The following is a 14,866-nucleotide window of genomic DNA, read 5'->3' as shown; positions in this document are numbered from 1 at the left end:
GGGCGGGATCCGAGGCGCCGGGCCCTGGCCGGCTCAGTCGGCGATGAGGCGCTTGCCGGTGTTCCACGTCTCGAACGGCTCGTAGCCGAGCGAGTCGTAGAACCCGCGTGCGATCCCGTTCTCGGGCCGCACCATGAGCTGCACCTTCGGGCAGCCCATCTCGGTCAGCAGCTCTTCGGCTTCGGCGACCAGCTTGCGTGCGATCCCCTCGCCGCGCCGGTCCGGCGCGCTCGCGAGGTAGTAGAGCCAGCCGCGGTGGCCGTCGTAGCCGGCCATGACCGTGCCGACGATCGTCCGGTCGTCGACGGCGACGAGGAACAGCTCCGGCTGCACCGAGAGCTTGCGGCGGATGTCCTGGTACGGGTTGTTCCACGGCCGCGTGAGCCCCGTCAGCTGCCACAGCGAGACGACCGCCTCGGTGTCGGGGAGATCGAAGGCCCGGATCGCGATGCTCATGACCACGAGTCTGCCAGGGCGGTGGCATCCGTCTCCGGATCCACCCACCGCAGGTCCTCGTAGCGCTTGAACCACGACACCTGCCGCCGGGCGTAGCGGCGTGTCAGGGCCTGGGTCTCGGCGATCGCCTCGGCCTCGGTCATCTCGCCTGTCAGCTGAGCGAGCGCCTGCGCGTAGCCGATCGCTCGTCGCGCCGTCACGCCGCGTTCGAGGCCCTGCGCGCGCAGCGCCCTCACCTCGTCGACAAGCCCGTCCCGCCACATCGCCTCCACGCGCGCGTCCAGGCGGAGCACGAGCTCGTCGCGGGGCACCGCGACGCCGACGATGCGGGTGTCGGGGTACCAGAGGATGGGAGCGTCGGGCAGCATCGCGCCGTGCGTGCGCTCACCGAGCTCGAGCACCTCGAGCGCGCGCACGATGCGCCGGCCGTTGCGCGGATCGACCTTGGCCGCCGTCGCGGGATCCCGTTCGCGCAGGCGGGCATAGAGTGCGCCGGGGCCGTGCTCGCCGAGCTCCGCCTCGAGCCGGGCGCGGAGCTCCTCGTCCCGCGGCGGGAAGCGGAAATCGAACAGCACACTCGACACGTACAGTCCGGAGCCGCCGACCAGCACGGCGTCGGCGCCGCGACCGTGGATCTCGCGGATCGCGGTGCGCGCAGCATCCTGATACCAGGCGACCGCGGCGTCGTCGGTGACGTCGAGCACGTCGAAGAGGTGATGACGGATGCCTCGCCGCTCGGCCTCGGGAAGCTTCGCGGTGCCGATATCCATGCCGCGATAGAACTGCATCGCGTCGGCGTTCACGATCTCGGCCGGGCGGCCGCCGGCCGCGAGCGCTTCGGCGAGCTCGAGCGACAGCGCGGTCTTACCCGTCCCCGTCGCACCGACCACAGCCCACAGGCGCGGCTGCGGGGCGGACTCGGCCGCGGTGTTCACGGAGGGTGTCAGACGCCGATGCGCAGCGTCGGCAGCCCGAGGGAGACCGCGCGCGGTGCCCCGGCGGAGCCTGTCGACGCGTCGCCCGCAGGCGCCGGGATGCCGCACGACTCGGCCTGCGAGCGATCCCACGCGTCGCCGGAGCGCGTCCGGCGGATGCGCAGCGGCGTGCCATCGGTCGAGTCGGCGAGCAGGTGGAACGGCGCAGCGTGCGTCACCACGACTGAGACGACGTCACCGGGGCGCGGGATCTCGGAGCCCTCGGGCACCTCGAAATGCACGAGCCGGTTGTCTTCGGCGCGGCCCGTCAGGCGGTGGGTCTCGGCGTCCTTCTTGCCCTCACCGGTCGAGACGAGCACCTGCAGCTCGCGGCCGAGCTGCTTCTCGTTCTCTTCGCGCGAGATACGCTCCTGCAGGGCGGCGAGGCGCTCGTAGCGCGCCTGCACGATCTCCTTGGGCACCTGGTCGGGCATGGTGGCCGCCGGGGTGCCTTCGCGGATCGAGTACTGGAACGTGAAGGCACTGGCGAAGCGCGCCTGCTCCACGACGCGCATCGTGTCTTCGAAGTCCTCGTCGGTCTCGCCCGGGAAACCCACGATGATGTCGGTCGTGATGGCGGCGTCGGGCATCTTGGCCCGCACGCGATCGAGGATGCCGAGGAACTTGTCGCTGCGGTACGACCGGCGCATCGCCTTGAGGATGCGGTCGCTGCCCGACTGCAGCGGCATGTGGAGCTGCGGCATGACGGCCGGAGTCTCGGCCATCGCGTCGATGACGTCGTCCGTGAACGCGGCGGGGTGCGGGCTCGTGAAGCGGATGCGCTCGAGGCCCTCGATCTCGCCGGCGGCGCGCAGCAGCTTGCCGAACGCCTGACGGTCGCCGAACTCGACGCCGTACGAATTGACGTTCTGGCCGAGGAGGGTGACCTCCATCGCGCCGTCGTCGACGAGGAGGCGGATCTCGTTCAGGATGTCGCCGGGGCGGCGGTCCTTCTCCTTGCCGCGCAGGCTCGGCACGATGCAGAACGTGCAGGTGTTGTTGCAGCCGACCGAGATCGACACCCAGCCACTGTAGACACTGTCACGCTTGGTGGGCAGCGTCGACGGGAAGATCTCGAGCGACTCGAGGATCTCGAGTTCGGCCTCGCCGTTGTGGCGCGCACGCTCGAGCAGGCTCGGCAGCGATCCCATGTTGTGGGTGCCGAAGACGACGTCGACCCAGGGCGCCTTCTGCTGGACGACGTCCTTGTCCATCTGCGCGAGGCAGCCGCCGACGGCGATCTGCATGCCCGCGTGCTTGTCCTTGCGGGACTTGAGGTGACCGAGCGTGCCATACAGCTTGCCGGCCGCGTTGTCGCGCACGGCGCACGTGTTGATCACGACGACGTCGGCCTCTTCGCCCGCCTCGGCGCGGACGTAGCCGGCGCTCTCGAGCGAACCGGAGAGGCGCTCGGAGTCGTGCACGTTCATCTGGCAGCCGAACGTGCGCACCTCGTATGTGCGCGCACGCCCGTCGACATCGTGCGCGGCCTCGGAGGGCGCGATGAGAGTCGGGGTGGCGGAAGGGGAAGACATGATCCCGCCATTCTACGAGCCGTCCGCATGCACGGAGGCTGGGCAGTGGATGCTGCGCGTGCGGCCCCGTGCCTGGGCATGACACGCACGAGCTCGCGGCAGGCGTCAGTCGAATCGCACGCGTCCGGTGGGACGCATCGACTCGTCCAACGCCTGCCGGGCGGCGTTGAGCGCCGCCGAGCCTCCGTAGCCCCGTCGCGCCAGCTGGCCGGCGAGACGACGAAGCGCGACGTCGCGCTCGAGCCCGCGCATGGAGCCCGCCTTGGATCGTGCGAACTCGAGCGCCCGTTCCGCGTCGTCGTCGGGCAGCCCTGCCAGCGCCGCGTCGGCGATGTCGCGCGGGATACCCCGCTTCGCGAGGCTCTGCGAGAGCGCCAGGCGTCCTTGTCCCTTGCGATCGACGCCGGAATGCACCACCTGCTCCGCGAGCCGGGCGTCGTCGAGGTAGCCGCGTTCGAGGAAGGCGTCGAGGATCGCCTCGACGCCTTCTCGGCCGAGTTCGTACTGACCGAGGTACGTCTTCGCCTCCGATACGGAGACCTGCCGACCACGCAGCTTCTTCAGCAGACCGCGCTCGGCCGCCCCGGCGGGATCGGTGGCCTCCGGCGCACCTCGCCGACTCCCCCCGGAACGAGCTCTGCCGGCGCGCTCGGCGTCGAGGTCGATGGGGCGCTCCTCACGCTCATCGCGCTCGGGTCCGCTGCCTGCGCTCGTGCTCGCCCCGGGGCCGTCGTTCCACTCGGTCCGCCACTCAGCCGCAGCCGGTGCTGACGGCGCGGAGACAGGCCCCGCCCACGAGTCCGGGTCTGCTCGACCCGCGGGGATGCGGTCCTCGAGCTCTTGCCGAACGTCTGCCACCGTCTTCGGGTACGCCTTCGCGCGGCGGTCGCCGAAGAGCGATGTCACGGGGGCGAGTCCGTCGCCGTTGCCTTCGTCGGACTCGCCGCCGCTGTCGACGAAGCGCACCATCAGGCCGGGCGGCGCGCCGCCAGCTCGTCCGCGACCTCGCCCGTGGCCTTGGGCACGCCGATGCCGAGCTTCGTCTTGATCTTCGTCTCGATCTCGGCCGCGACATCCGGGTTCTTCAGGAGGAAGTTGCGGGCGTTCTCCTTGCCCTGCCCGAGCTGCTCGCCCTCGTAGGTGTACCAGGCGCCGGACTTCTTGACGATGGCGTGCTCCACGCCGAAGTCGATGAGGCTGCCCTCGCGCGAGATGCCCACGCCGTAGAGGATGTCGAACTCCGCCTGCTTGAACGGCGGCGCCATCTTGTTCTTGACGACCTTGACGCGGGTGCGGTTACCGACCGCCTCCGTACCGTCCTTAAGAGTCTCGATGCGACGGATGTCGAGACGGACCGATGCGTAGAACTTGAGCGCCTTACCACCGGCGGTGGTCTCGGGCGAGCCGAAGAACACGCCGATCTTCTCGCGCAGCTGGTTGATGAAGATCATCGTGGTGTTGGTCTGGTTGAGACCACCCGTGAGCTTGCGGAGCGCCTGCGACATGAGGCGCGCCTGCAGACCCACGTGGGAGTCGCCCATCTCGCCTTCGATCTCGGCCTTGGGCACGAGGGCGGCGACGGAGTCGATCACGATGAGGTCGATCGCGCCCGATCGCACGAGCATGTCGGCGATCTCGAGCGCCTGCTCACCCGTGTCGGGCTGCGAGACGAGCAGCGCGTCGATGTCGACGCCGAGCTTCTGCGCGTAATCGGGGTCGAGTGCGTGCTCGGCGTCGATGAACGCCGCGATGCCGCCGGCGCGCTGCGCGTTGGCGATCGCGTGCAGGGTCAGGGTCGTCTTACCCGACGACTCCGGTCCGTAGATCTCGATGATGCGGCCGCGCGGGAGACCGCCGATGCCGAGCGCCACATCGAGGGCGATCGAGCCGGTGGGCACGACCTCGACGGGAGCGCGCTCGTCGCTGCCGAGGCGCATCACCGAGCCCTTCCCGAACTGCCGGTCGATCTGGGCGAGGGCCGATTCCAGGGCCTTCTCGCGGTCAACGGGTGATGGCATGACGTGCTCCTCAGTGCTCGCGTTCCGTCGCCTGTAGGCTGTCGCGCTCCACCCCGGTGGGACGGATGCTGCGACAAGGCGTGAGGTGTCGTTCGACGCTGTTCACGTTAGGGAGGGGCTCCGACATCCGTCTTCGCTCCTTCCCGCTGCGTGGAAAACACGCCCTCGACACCTGCTGTGCAGGAGCCTACGCGGATCTCGAACACTTCTTCGAAGACACGCCGGGTCGCGGCGACCGGAACGCGCACCGCGGAGCGGGTCAGCGGCGGCGCGGCTCGAGTCGTCCGACGCCGTACCGGCGCTCGGCGGGAACATCGAGTTCTTCGCACAGTGCGAGCCACACCTCGCGCGGGTCCACCCCGGCATCGATCGCCTCGGCGGCCGTTCGACCGCCCACCTTCGACAGGTACAGGTCGGTCACGACGGCGTTCGCGCGCACGCCGAACTCGTCCGCCACGGCACGCTGGAACTCACTGCGTCGCATAGAAGAACTGCGGAGCGGCGATCAGCGCAGCGACAACTCGGCGTCGACCGAGGCCACGAGGTCGTCGGGAACCACGTCCGGGAAGTGCTGGATGCCCTCTAGCACCGAGATGCGGTCGCCCACCTCGCGCATGATCGTCGAGATGGGGACGTCCAGGGCTTCGGCGACCGACGCGAGGATCTCGCTCGATGCCTCTTTCTGGCCGCGCTCGACCTCGCTCAGATATCCCAGCGCGACGCTCGCGCGGCTCGCCACCTGGCGGAGGGTGCGCCCCTTCTGCTGGCGGAAATCACGAAGCACTTCGCCGATCTCTTGACGTACCAGGATCATCAGGGCCCCTCCTCACTTCTGATTCCACCGTCGTCCGGGTGCCCAACAGTACAGCACCGGATGATGCCAATCTAATCCCGACAACTGGGCAATGGGTGGGAATCACCGAATGTAACCGAGACGAAACACCATCTGTTCCCGGACCGGATGTCACCATTCGCGGATGCCTCACAACACGGTGAGGGCCAGCTCCAGCACGCTCTGCACCGTCGCGGTGCGGATCTCGTCGCGCGTTCCCGACAGAGCGAGAGCCGACACGATGGCCGTCTCGGGCGTCGCGACCGCTATGTAGACCGTGCCCACGGCATGCCCGTCCTGCGGATCGGGCCCGGCGACGCCCGTCGTCGAGACGCCCACGTCCGCGCGCAGCACACGGCGAGCGCCCTGCGCCATCTCCTCGGCGACCGTGGGATCCACGGCACCGCGGGCCGCCAGCAGGTCCGCTTCGACACCGAGCGCGGTCGTCTTGAGATCGGTGGCGTATGCGACGATCCCGCCACGCACCTGCGCGGACGCACCCGGCACATCGATCAGCGTGGCGGTGACCCGGCCACCGGTCAGCGATTCCGCCGCGGCGATCGACCAGCCGCGGATCTGGAGGGCGCGCAGCACGGCGGCCGCGGCATCCGTCCCATCCGAAGGCTCGTCCGTCACGCGTCCCTCCGCTTCGCGCGAGCAGCGCGAAGCTCGGTCACGATGTAGTCGATGCCGCTCGCGATCGTGAGGATCACCGCGATCGTCATGAGCACCCCGTTGACCCAGAAGATCCAGTCGCCCACGAGGGTCCACAGCGGCAGCAGGGCGAAGGAGAGGGCGAGAGCCTGGGCGAGGGTCTTGAGCTTGCCCATCCAGGCGGCGGCCAGCACGTGGTCGCTCACGACCATGAAGCGGTACACCGTGATCCCGATCTCGCGGATGAGCACGATGATCGTGATCCACCACGGCAGCTCGCCGAGGATGGACAGGCCGATGAAGGCGAATCCGGTGAGCACCTTGTCGGCGATGGGGTCCAGGAGCTTGCCGAGATCGGTGACGATCTCGTGCTTGCGGGCCAGGTAGCCGTCGATCCCGTCGGTCGCGATCGCCACGATGAACAGCGCGGCAGCCCACCACCGCAGGGCGCCGTCCGCTCCCCCGTCGGCCAGGAGCATCCACAGGAAGACCGGCGCGCACAGGATGCGCACGATCGTGATCGCGTTGGGCAGCTGCCGGGGGATCGCCATGGACCCGAGCCTATCGGCGCGCCCCGGCCGGGCGGCGCCGGGGGTCAGTCGCGGCCGGTGAGACCCCACGCGTCTTCGGAGCCGTCGTCGTCGCTCTCGACCACGGGGTAGCCGTCGTACTGCGAGGCCACGGCATCCGTTCCGTAGCGGTCGTCCTCCGCCGGAGCGGGCGCCGCCGGAGCAGGCGCCGTGGCGGGCACGTCCTCGCCGCGCATGCGAGCCAGGACGGACGGCAGCTGCTCGACGGTCACGAGCACGTCGCGGGCCTTTGAGCCCTCGGAGGGGCCGACGATCTCGCGGGACTCCAGGAGATCCATCAGACGGCCGGCCTTCGCGAAACCGACGCGCAGCTTGCGCTGGAGCATCGACGTCGAGCCGAACTGGCTCGACACGACGAGTTCGGCCGCCGCGAGGAGAAGCTCGAGATCGTCCCCGATGTCGGCGTCGATCTCCTTCTTCTCCGCCACCGCCGCGACGTCGGCCCGGTACTCCGGTCGCGCCTGGTGGGTGACGTGCTTGACGACCTCCTCGATCTCCTTCTCGCTCACCCAGGCGCCCTGCACGCGGAGTGCCTTCGAGGCGCCCATCGGCAGGAACAGGCCGTCGCCCTGGCCGATGAGGCGGTCTGCGCCGGGCTGGTCGAGGATGACGCGGGAGTCGGTGACGCTCGTCACGGCGAACGCCAGCCGTGAGGGCACGTTCGCCTTGATGAGGCCGGTGACGACGTCGACCGACGGGCGCTGCGTCGCGAGCACGAGGTGGATGCCCGAGGCGCGTGCGAGCTGCGTGATGCGCACGATCGAGTCCTCGACGTCACGAGGCGCGACCATCATGAGGTCGGCGAGCTCGTCGACGACCACGAGCAGGTACGGGTACGGCTTGAGCACGCGCTCGCTGCCCGGCGGAAGCGTGATCTCGCCGGCGACGACGGCCTTGTTGAAGTCGTCGATGTGACGGAAGCCGAACGACGCGAGGTCGTCGTACCGCATGTCCATCTCTTTCACGACCCACTGCAGCGCCTCGGCGGCCTTCTTGGGGTTCGTGATGATGGGCGTGATGAGGTGCGGAACGCCGGCGTAGGACGTCAGCTCGACGCGCTTCGGGTCGATGAGCACCATACGCACGTCGGCGGGCTTGGCGCGCATCAGGAGGCTCGTGATCATCGAGTTCACGAAGCTCGACTTGCCCGATCCGGTGGAGCCGGCGACGAGGAGGTGGGGCATCTTCGCGAGGTTCGCGACGACGTAGCCGCCCCCGACGTCCTTGCCGACGCCGATGGTCATCGGGTGCGTCTGGCTGGTGGCCGTCTGCGAGCGCAGCACGTCGCCGAGGGTGACGATCTCGCGGTCGGTGTTGGGAATCTCTACACCGATGGCGCTCTTGCCCGGGATCGGCGCGAGGATGCGCACCTCGTTGGAGGCGACGGCGTACGCGAAGTTGTTCGTGAGCGCCGTGATGCGCTCCACCTTGACGCCGTGACCGACCTCGATCTCATACTGCGTGACGGTCGGGCCGCGCGAGAATCCGGTGACGCGTGCATCGACATTGAACTGCTCGAGCACACTCGTGATCGCGCGCACCGTGTCGTCGTTGGCTTGAGAGCGCGCCACGTGGGGCGATCCTGCGGCCAGCGAGTTGACGGACGGCAGCCGGTACGGCGCGGACGGCGAGTCGACGGCAGTGGCCGAGCCGATGCCGTCGAGGCCGGGAAGCGTGCCGTCGTCCTCGATGACCTCGGCGTCGTCGCGGAGCGACGTGCGCGAGGAGGTCGCCGCCTTCGCCGCCGACAGCACCGCCGGGTCGATGACCTCGGTGAGGGCGTCCGTCGGGGGCGCGGGGGGTGGCGTCACGGGCTGAACGACGGCCTGCTCGAACCCGCCCTGCGACGTGCCGGGCGTCAGCAGCTCCGTGAGATCCTGCGAGCCGAGGCCGCCCTCAGGGTCTTTCTCGCGGCCGGTCTTGTTGCGTCGCCAGAACGGCAGAGAGGAGTCGCCTTCGTCGTCCGCAGCGGCCGGGGCCGCAGCATCCGTCGTCGCCTTCTCTTCCCGCGGCTCGGCGCCGAACATCCAGGCGTACAGCTCGCCCAGACGGCGCCCGATGCGGTTCGGGGGCGTCTTCGTGATGATCAGGATGCTGAGCACGGCCAGCAGCGACAGCACGATGTACGCGCCGACGTCGGTGAGGACCATGGCGAGCGGCTCGCCGAGCATCCAGCCGAAGAGGCCGCCCGCCTCGCTCAGGGCGGGAAGTCCCTGGTTCGGCTGGGGGCGCCCGCCCGCGACGTGGCAGAAGCCTGCGATCGTGAGGACGAGCAGGCCGAAGCCGATGCCCACGCGGCCGTTGTCGTGCACGGACGACGGATGCCGGAACATCCAGCCCGCGAGCAGCAGCAGGAGCACCGGCATGACGAAGGCCTCACGGCCGATCAGCATTCCGACGGTATACGCGCTGATCGTCTTCGCGACCTCGTTGCCGATGAAGAACCACTCGTTCACGGCGCCGGCGATCGCCAGCAGCACGAGAAGGAACGGGAAGCCGTCGCGGCGCTGGTCCTTCTCGAGCGCCTCGGGACCGAATGCGCGGAACAGACTGCCGGTGGCGTGCGCGAGCCCCATCCACGCCCGGGCGATGACCGGCGGACGGTCGGGTTCGTTCACGTAGCGCTTGGGTGCGGGTGCCGGCTTGGCGGCCGCGGGCTTGCGCGCCGACGAGGACGCGCTCGAGCGCGCGTTCGTCGACGCGGTCGAAGACGCGCGCGACCGGCTGGTCGGGCTTGAGCTCCTGGCCATCCCCCCACGGTAGGCCGACACCCCGACATTTGCCCGCAACCACGCCGCCGTACGGCCGCAGGCCCGGCGCGTCGCGAAGGCCCGCCTCGCCGGATGCCTCAGCGCAGGCGCTTGACCATCGTGTCGCGGCCCGACCCGCTCTGCGTGACGGCGAAGCCCTCGCTGCGGTACAGCGTCGAGGCGAAGTTGCCCCGCTCGACGCTGAGGCTGATGCGCGCGAACCCCTGCGCTCCCGCGTGCTCGCACAGTCTCTGCAGGAGGGTGCGGCCCACCCCGTGAGCGCGCCAGATGGGACGCACGCCGATGATGAGCTCGGGCACTCCGGTGCCGACGTACCCGAAGCCCGGGTCGTCACGAGGGAGCATGCGGTACCAGGCGGCGCCCACCGGCTCCCCGTTGGCGTCCTCGGCCACGAAGCCGGCATCGCCCGGCCGCATCCAACTCGCCACGTAGCGCCGGTGATCGGCGCCGCCGATCACCTCGTGGCGGGGTCGCGCGCCGCCCTGGCGCCAGTTGGCCGCCTCGACGACCATGTCGCCGAGGAAGGCGCCGTCTGCTGACACGGCGGGGCGGATGCGGAACGAGGAGGCCACGACGCCGATCGTACGGCCCGCGTGTTACGTCTCGATACTCCGCGGATGGCGATCTCGCTACGCTTCGATGCTCCGCTTGATGGTCATCTCGCTACGGTTCGATTCTCCGCTTGATGGTCATCTCGCTACGCTTCGATTCTCCGCTTGATGGTCATCTCGCTACGCTTCGATTCCCCGCTTGATGGTCATCTCGCTACGCTTCGATACTCCGCTTGATGGTCATCTCGCTACGCTTCGATGACGAGCGGGACGATCATGGGCCGGCGGCGCAGCGACTGGTTGACCCAGCGGCCGATCGTGCGGCGCACGACCTGCGACAGCGCGTGCGGGTCGCGGACGCCGGACTTGGCCGCCTCGGCGAGGGCCGCGGCGATCTTGGGCTTGACGTCTTCGAAGACCGCGTCATCCTCGGCGAAGCCGCGGGCGTGCACCTCCGGGCCGGAGATGATCTTGCCGGTCGACGCGTCGACCACCACGATCACCGAGATGAAGCCCTCTTCGCCGAGGATCCGGCGATCCTTGAGGTCGGCGTCCGTGATCTCCCCCACTGTCGAGCCGTCGACGTAGACGAAGCCGAGGTCGAACTGTCCGACGACGTGCGCGTCGCCGTCCTTGAGATCGATCACGGTGCCGTTCTCGGCGAGAATGGTCCGCTCGGGCTCGATCCCGGTGTCCTGGGCGAGACGCGCGTTCGCCATCAGGTGGCGGTACTCGCCGTGCACCGGCAGCACGTTCTTCGGCTTCAGGATGTTGTAGCAGTACAGCAGTTCGCCGGCGGCGGCGTGCCCCGACACGTGCACTTTGGCGTTGCCCTTGTGCACCACGTTCGCGCCGAGCTTGGTGAGCCCGTCGATCACCCGGTACACCGCGTTCTCGTTGCCGGGGATGAGGCTCGACGCCAGGATCACGGTGTCGCCGGGGCCCGGCTCGATCGCGTGGTCGAGATTCGCCATGCGGCTGAGCACGGCCATCGGCTCGCCCTGCGAGCCGGTCGACATGTAGACGATCTGGTCGTCAGGCAGGTCGCGGGCCTTCTTGTAGTCGATCAGCACGCCTTCGGGCACGTGCAGGTACCCGAGGTCCTCGGCGATCGTCATGTTGCGCAGCATGCTGCGGCCGAGGAGGGCCACGCGGCGACCATGGGCGGCGGCCGCATCCAGCACCTGCTGCACGCGGTGCACGTGGCTCGAGAAGCTCGCCACGATCACGCGCCGCGGCGCCTTGCCGATCACCTGGTCGAGCACCGGGCCGATCGACCGCTCGAGGGGCGTGAAGCCGGGCACATCGGCGTTCGTCGAGTCGACGAGGAAGAGGTCGACGCCCTCCTCCCCCAGCCGCGAGAACGCGCGGAGGTCGGTCAGCCGGCCGTCGAGCGGCAGCTGGTCCATCTTGAAGTCGCCGGTCGCGAGCACGAGACCCGCGGGCGTGCGGATCGCGACGGCGAGAGCGTCGGGGATCGAGTGGTTCACCGCGACGAACTCGAGCTCGAACGGCCCGAGGTTCTCGCTCTGGCCCTCTGCCACCGTGAGGCTGTACGGCTTGATCCGGTGCTCCTTGAGCTTCGCCTCGGTGAGCGCGAGGGTCAGTCCCGATCCGATGATCGGGATGTCGCTCTTGAGCTTGAGCAGGTACGGCACCGCGCCGATGTGGTCCTCGTGGCCGTGCGTGAGCACGACGCCGACGATGTCGTCCAGCCGCTTCTTGAGCGGCTCGAAGTCGGGGAGGATCAGGTCGACCCCGGGCTGGTGCTCCTCGGGGAACAGCACGCCGCAGTCGACGACGAGAAGCTTCCCGCCGTATTCGAACACCGTCATGTTGCGGCCGACCTCGCCGAGGCCGCCGAGCGGGACGATCCGTAGGGTTCCTGCTGCGAGCTCCGGCGGGTCGTACGGGGTGGTGGGCATTGCGAAGCCTCCTCCGGGCGCTGGGACGCCCGTCATCTGCGCGCCGTCGACCGTTCGACGGCGCGATTCGTCATCTCGTGGTGCCTGAGACCTTCGGCAGCGCGCCGCCGGCGGCGGCGTTGCGGTCGGGGCGGAAGTTCGAGAAGTCGGCGCCGGGCACATCGTGCACGAGAGCGAGCTCGTCCTCGATCTTGGCGGCCTCCCACTCCTCCGGTCCGACCAGCGGCAGCCGCACACGCGGGCTGCCGATGCGGCCGAGGCCGTGGAGGATGTACTTCGCCGACACCGTGCCGGGCACGTGGGTCATCACGGCGCGCACGAGCGGCTCGAGCTGCTGGTGCGCCGCGGTGGCCGTCTTGAGGTCGCCCGCGTTCACGGCGTCGACGATCGCACGGTAGGGCTGCGCCGCGATGTTCGCGGTGACGCCGATGAGCCCCGTCGCGCCGATCGCGAGGTGCGGCAGCACGTTGGCGTCGTCGCCCGAGAAGTACATCAGATCCGTCTGGTTGAGCACACGGCTCACCTCGCTGAAGTCGCCCTTGGCGTCCTTGATGGCGAGGATGTTCGGGTGCTTGGCGAGACGCAGGATCGTCTCGTACCGGATCGGCACGCCGGTGCGGCCCGGGATGTCGTACAGGATCACCGGCAGGTCGGTGGCGTCCGCGACCAGGCGGAAGTGCGTCAGGATGCCCGCCTGCGTGGGCTTGTTGTAGTACGGCGTGACGATCATGATGCCGTCGGCGCCGACCTTCTCGCTGGCCTTGTAGAGCTCGATCGCGTGCGCGGTCTCGTTCGACCCACCGCCCGTGATGATCTTGGCGCGGCCGGCGGCGACATCCTTTCCGACCTCGACGAGGCGGATCTTCTCCGCGTCGGTGAGGGTCGACGTCTCACCCGTGGTGCCGGTCACGACGATGCCGTCGGCCCCCGCGGTGATGACGTCGTCGATGTGCTTCTCGACAGCGGGCCAGTCGACCTCGCCGTCGGCCGTCATGGGGGTGACGAGCGCGACGAGCACCTGTCCGAAGGGATTGCCCGTATGCGTCATGCACTCAGGTTATCGGGATGCCGCGCCCCGGCGCGCCCGGTGACGGTCACCCCACGACGGCGACCCGGCTTCACCGGAACGCGGGTCGATCGCGCGACACGCTGGGCCGACGCCTCCGTCGCCGGCGTGTCGAAGTCGTCGACCCGTGTTTCGGCGCTCGCGCGAATGGAGGGACGCGGATGCTGCGTGCCGCGGGTCCGACCGAGGCAGACCGTTCTCACCACGTGAGGCCGGCGGGGCTCCGGTGCAGGTTCCGCGAGATAGCGGCCAGGATCGCAGCCTCGACGATCTCCCAGTCGTGCACGATGAGCGCATAGTCGAAGCGAAGTGTGATGAAGCCGAGTGCCATCGCCGCGGCGTCGCGTACGCGGTCACGGTGCCGAGACGGTCCGTCATGGGTGTCGCCGTCGGCCTCCACGATCAGGCAGTCGCCGATGACGAAGTCGACCACGCCGACCCCGGGAACGGCGACCTGCGGGGTGAGCGCGAGCCCGTACCTGCGGAGCCGCAGCCGAACGAGGGATTCGAGCCCGCTGTCGGCGTCGGTGCGAGCGAAGTCGACGAGCCAGCGAAACCCAGCGGGGAGGCTCAGCTTCAGCCGCTCTCGCGCCTGATCATCGACCAGGCTCTGCCGCAGAGCCGACTCGAGCGCCGCGAAGAACGCCTCCTCGCCCCGGCACGCAAGGATCTGCCGGAGACAGTGAAGGATTCCGACGGACGCCAATGTCGGCTCGTCGACGGCGATGTCACGGTGGAAGGCGCAGCATGCACCTTCTTCGGGCTCGGGATGGATGGCGATCCGCATCGGGTGGTGCTTCTCGTCGATCCAGGTGTGGACCGGTTCCTGATCGCCGTCGTCGAGGAGCCACAGCCCGTAGGCGCGTCCCGCGGTCACGCATGCGATGCGTCCGCGATGGCTCAGCGCCTCGACGGTTGCTGTTGGGGTCGAAGGTGTCGCGTACATGCCGACCCGAGGTCGCAGGAGGAGCCCCTCGGCGTGGGCCCGGCCGAGGTCACTCTTCCGGACGCCCTGCGCGACGATGTCCCGGGTGCGCGCGACGCCTCCGATCAGCTCCACGGCAGCGACGGCGGATTCGACGGTCATGCCTCACGGTCGCGCCATCTCTTCGCACCCGCGGACCAGGTGGGTCGATCGGTGGAGAAGCTCCGAGCCGAGCCATCTGGGGAGGAACCCCGGGTTCCCTCCCCCGTCGCACCGCCGAGCGCACCAGGCCCCTCCCCGGCTGCCACCGAAGCACTGGCTGGTCATCCGACACGCCGGGTCGCAGCATCCGTCACCGGCGTGCCCCCGTTACCGACCCGTGCTTCGGCACACAGACCGGTGAATCTCACGACGGCTGCAGGCGACCCGGGCTCGACGGTGACCGCCGGCTGCATTCCGCCGAAACACGGGTCGATCGCGCGACACGCCGGGCCACGGCAGCCGACACCGGCGTGTCGCCCTTGCCGACCCGTGTTTCGGCAAAGGGAGGGGGTCCCCGGTGACGCCGG

At 69.4% G+C, this 14,866-nt stretch carries 14 protein-coding genes; all 14 read right to left on the bottom strand.

What is annotated here, in order from left to right; translation table 11 throughout:
* Positions 1-33: 33 nt before the first annotated feature.
* Positions 34-456, bottom strand: coding sequence for a GNAT family acetyltransferase (locus Q9R33_RS17075; protein ID WP_056371446.1), 423 nt, complete (start codon positions 454-456; stop codon positions 34-36).
* Positions 453-1,391 (bottom strand): tRNA (adenosine(37)-N6)-dimethylallyltransferase MiaA, encoded by a 939-nt coding sequence (gene miaA, locus Q9R33_RS17070; protein ID WP_311294489.1) that lies wholly within the window; start codon positions 1,389-1,391, stop codon positions 453-455. Before miaA ends, Q9R33_RS17075 begins: the two co-directional genes overlap by 4 nt.
* An 8-nt stretch (positions 1,392-1,399) precedes the next feature.
* Positions 1,400-2,965 carry a tRNA (N6-isopentenyl adenosine(37)-C2)-methylthiotransferase MiaB gene (miaB, locus tag Q9R33_RS17065; protein WP_311294488.1) on the bottom strand — a complete coding sequence of 522 codons (1,566 nt, stop codon included), beginning with the start codon at positions 2,963-2,965 and terminating at the stop codon, positions 1,400-1,402.
* A 105-nt stretch (positions 2,966-3,070) separates the two neighbouring features.
* Entirely contained in the window at positions 3,071-3,934 is an 864-nt protein-coding gene (locus Q9R33_RS17060) for a regulatory protein RecX (protein WP_311294487.1), read from the bottom strand.
* The gene (gene recA, locus Q9R33_RS17055; RefSeq protein WP_056370073.1) at positions 3,934-4,983 is read right to left on the bottom strand and encodes a recombinase RecA; all 1,050 of its coding nucleotides are present in this window, start codon (positions 4,981-4,983) and stop codon (positions 3,934-3,936) included. Before recA ends, Q9R33_RS17060 begins: the two co-directional genes overlap by 1 nt.
* A 259-nt stretch (positions 4,984-5,242) precedes the next feature.
* Entirely contained in the window at positions 5,243-5,467 is a 225-nt protein-coding gene (locus tag Q9R33_RS17050; RefSeq protein ID WP_056370076.1) for a DUF3046 domain-containing protein, read from the bottom strand.
* A gap of 21 nt (positions 5,468-5,488) precedes the next feature.
* Positions 5,489-5,797: a helix-turn-helix domain-containing protein gene (locus Q9R33_RS17045; protein ID WP_056370078.1), complete on the bottom strand. Its 309-nt coding sequence runs from the start codon at positions 5,795-5,797 to the stop codon at positions 5,489-5,491.
* Positions 5,798-5,965: 168 nt separating this feature from the next.
* Positions 5,966-6,451, bottom strand: a complete 486-nt coding sequence (locus tag Q9R33_RS17040; RefSeq protein ID WP_056370079.1) for a CinA family protein — start codon at positions 6,449-6,451, stop codon at positions 5,966-5,968.
* Positions 6,448-7,020, bottom strand: a complete 573-nt coding sequence (pgsA, locus tag Q9R33_RS17035) for a CDP-diacylglycerol--glycerol-3-phosphate 3-phosphatidyltransferase (RefSeq protein WP_056370081.1) — start codon at positions 7,018-7,020, stop codon at positions 6,448-6,450. Before pgsA ends, Q9R33_RS17040 begins: the two co-directional genes overlap by 4 nt.
* A 44-nt stretch (positions 7,021-7,064) precedes the next feature.
* The gene (locus Q9R33_RS17030) at positions 7,065-9,809 is read right to left on the bottom strand and encodes a DNA translocase FtsK 4TM domain-containing protein (protein ID WP_311294486.1); all 2,745 of its coding nucleotides are present in this window, start codon (positions 9,807-9,809) and stop codon (positions 7,065-7,067) included.
* Between the two features lie 98 nt (positions 9,810-9,907).
* The gene (locus tag Q9R33_RS17025; protein WP_311294485.1) at positions 9,908-10,402 is read right to left on the bottom strand and encodes a GNAT family N-acetyltransferase; all 495 of its coding nucleotides are present in this window, start codon (positions 10,400-10,402) and stop codon (positions 9,908-9,910) included.
* A gap of 227 nt (positions 10,403-10,629) precedes the next feature.
* Complete coding sequence (locus Q9R33_RS17020; protein ID WP_311294484.1) at positions 10,630-12,306, bottom strand: ribonuclease J; 1,677 nt, start codon at positions 12,304-12,306, stop codon at positions 10,630-10,632.
* 70 nt (positions 12,307-12,376) lie between these two features.
* On the bottom strand, positions 12,377-13,354 hold the full coding sequence (gene dapA, locus Q9R33_RS17015) for a 4-hydroxy-tetrahydrodipicolinate synthase (RefSeq protein ID WP_056370087.1): 978 nt from the start codon (positions 13,352-13,354) through the stop codon (positions 12,377-12,379).
* 217 nt (positions 13,355-13,571) lie between these two features.
* On the bottom strand, positions 13,572-14,459 hold the full coding sequence (locus tag Q9R33_RS17010; protein WP_311294483.1) for a type IV toxin-antitoxin system AbiEi family antitoxin domain-containing protein: 888 nt from the start codon (positions 14,457-14,459) through the stop codon (positions 13,572-13,574).
* Between the last annotated feature and the right edge of the window lie 407 nt (positions 14,460-14,866).

This window comes from Microbacterium sp. PRC9 (genome assembly GCF_031844125.1).
Classification (GTDB): domain Bacteria; phylum Actinomycetota; class Actinomycetes; order Actinomycetales; family Microbacteriaceae; genus Microbacterium.
The sequence above is the reverse complement of the archived record's forward strand: the minus strand, read 5'-3'. Positions and strand labels throughout refer to the sequence as shown.

What these genes read in the sequence shown, in the direction of transcription:
- Q9R33_RS17075 (WP_056371446.1), bottom strand. Translation starts at nt 456, where the DNA reads ATGAGCATCGCGATCCGGGCCTTCGATCTCCCCGACACCGAGGCGGTC.
- miaB (WP_311294488.1), bottom strand. Translation starts at nt 2,965, where the DNA reads ATGTCTTCCCCTTCCGCCACCCCGACTCTCATCGCGCCCTCCGAGGCC.
- Q9R33_RS17060 (WP_311294487.1), bottom strand. Translation starts at nt 3,934, where the DNA reads ATGGTGCGCTTCGTCGACAGCGGCGGCGAGTCCGACGAAGGCAACGGC.
- recA (WP_056370073.1), bottom strand. Translation starts at nt 4,983, where the DNA reads ATGCCATCACCCGTTGACCGCGAGAAGGCCCTGGAATCGGCCCTCGCC.
- Q9R33_RS17050 (WP_056370076.1), bottom strand. Translation starts at nt 5,467, where the DNA reads ATGCGACGCAGTGAGTTCCAGCGTGCCGTGGCGGACGAGTTCGGCGTG.
- Q9R33_RS17045 (WP_056370078.1), bottom strand. Translation starts at nt 5,797, where the DNA reads ATGATCCTGGTACGTCAAGAGATCGGCGAAGTGCTTCGTGATTTCCGC.
- pgsA (WP_056370081.1), bottom strand. Translation starts at nt 7,020, where the DNA reads ATGGCGATCCCCCGGCAGCTGCCCAACGCGATCACGATCGTGCGCATC.
- Q9R33_RS17030 (WP_311294486.1), bottom strand. Translation starts at nt 9,809, where the DNA reads ATGGCCAGGAGCTCAAGCCCGACCAGCCGGTCGCGCGCGTCTTCGACC.
- Q9R33_RS17020 (WP_311294484.1), bottom strand. Translation starts at nt 12,306, where the DNA reads ATGCCCACCACCCCGTACGACCCGCCGGAGCTCGCAGCAGGAACCCTA.
- dapA (WP_056370087.1), bottom strand. Translation starts at nt 13,354, where the DNA reads ATGACGCATACGGGCAATCCCTTCGGACAGGTGCTCGTCGCGCTCGTC.
- Q9R33_RS17010 (WP_311294483.1), bottom strand. Translation starts at nt 14,459, where the DNA reads ATGACCGTCGAATCCGCCGTCGCTGCCGTGGAGCTGATCGGAGGCGTC.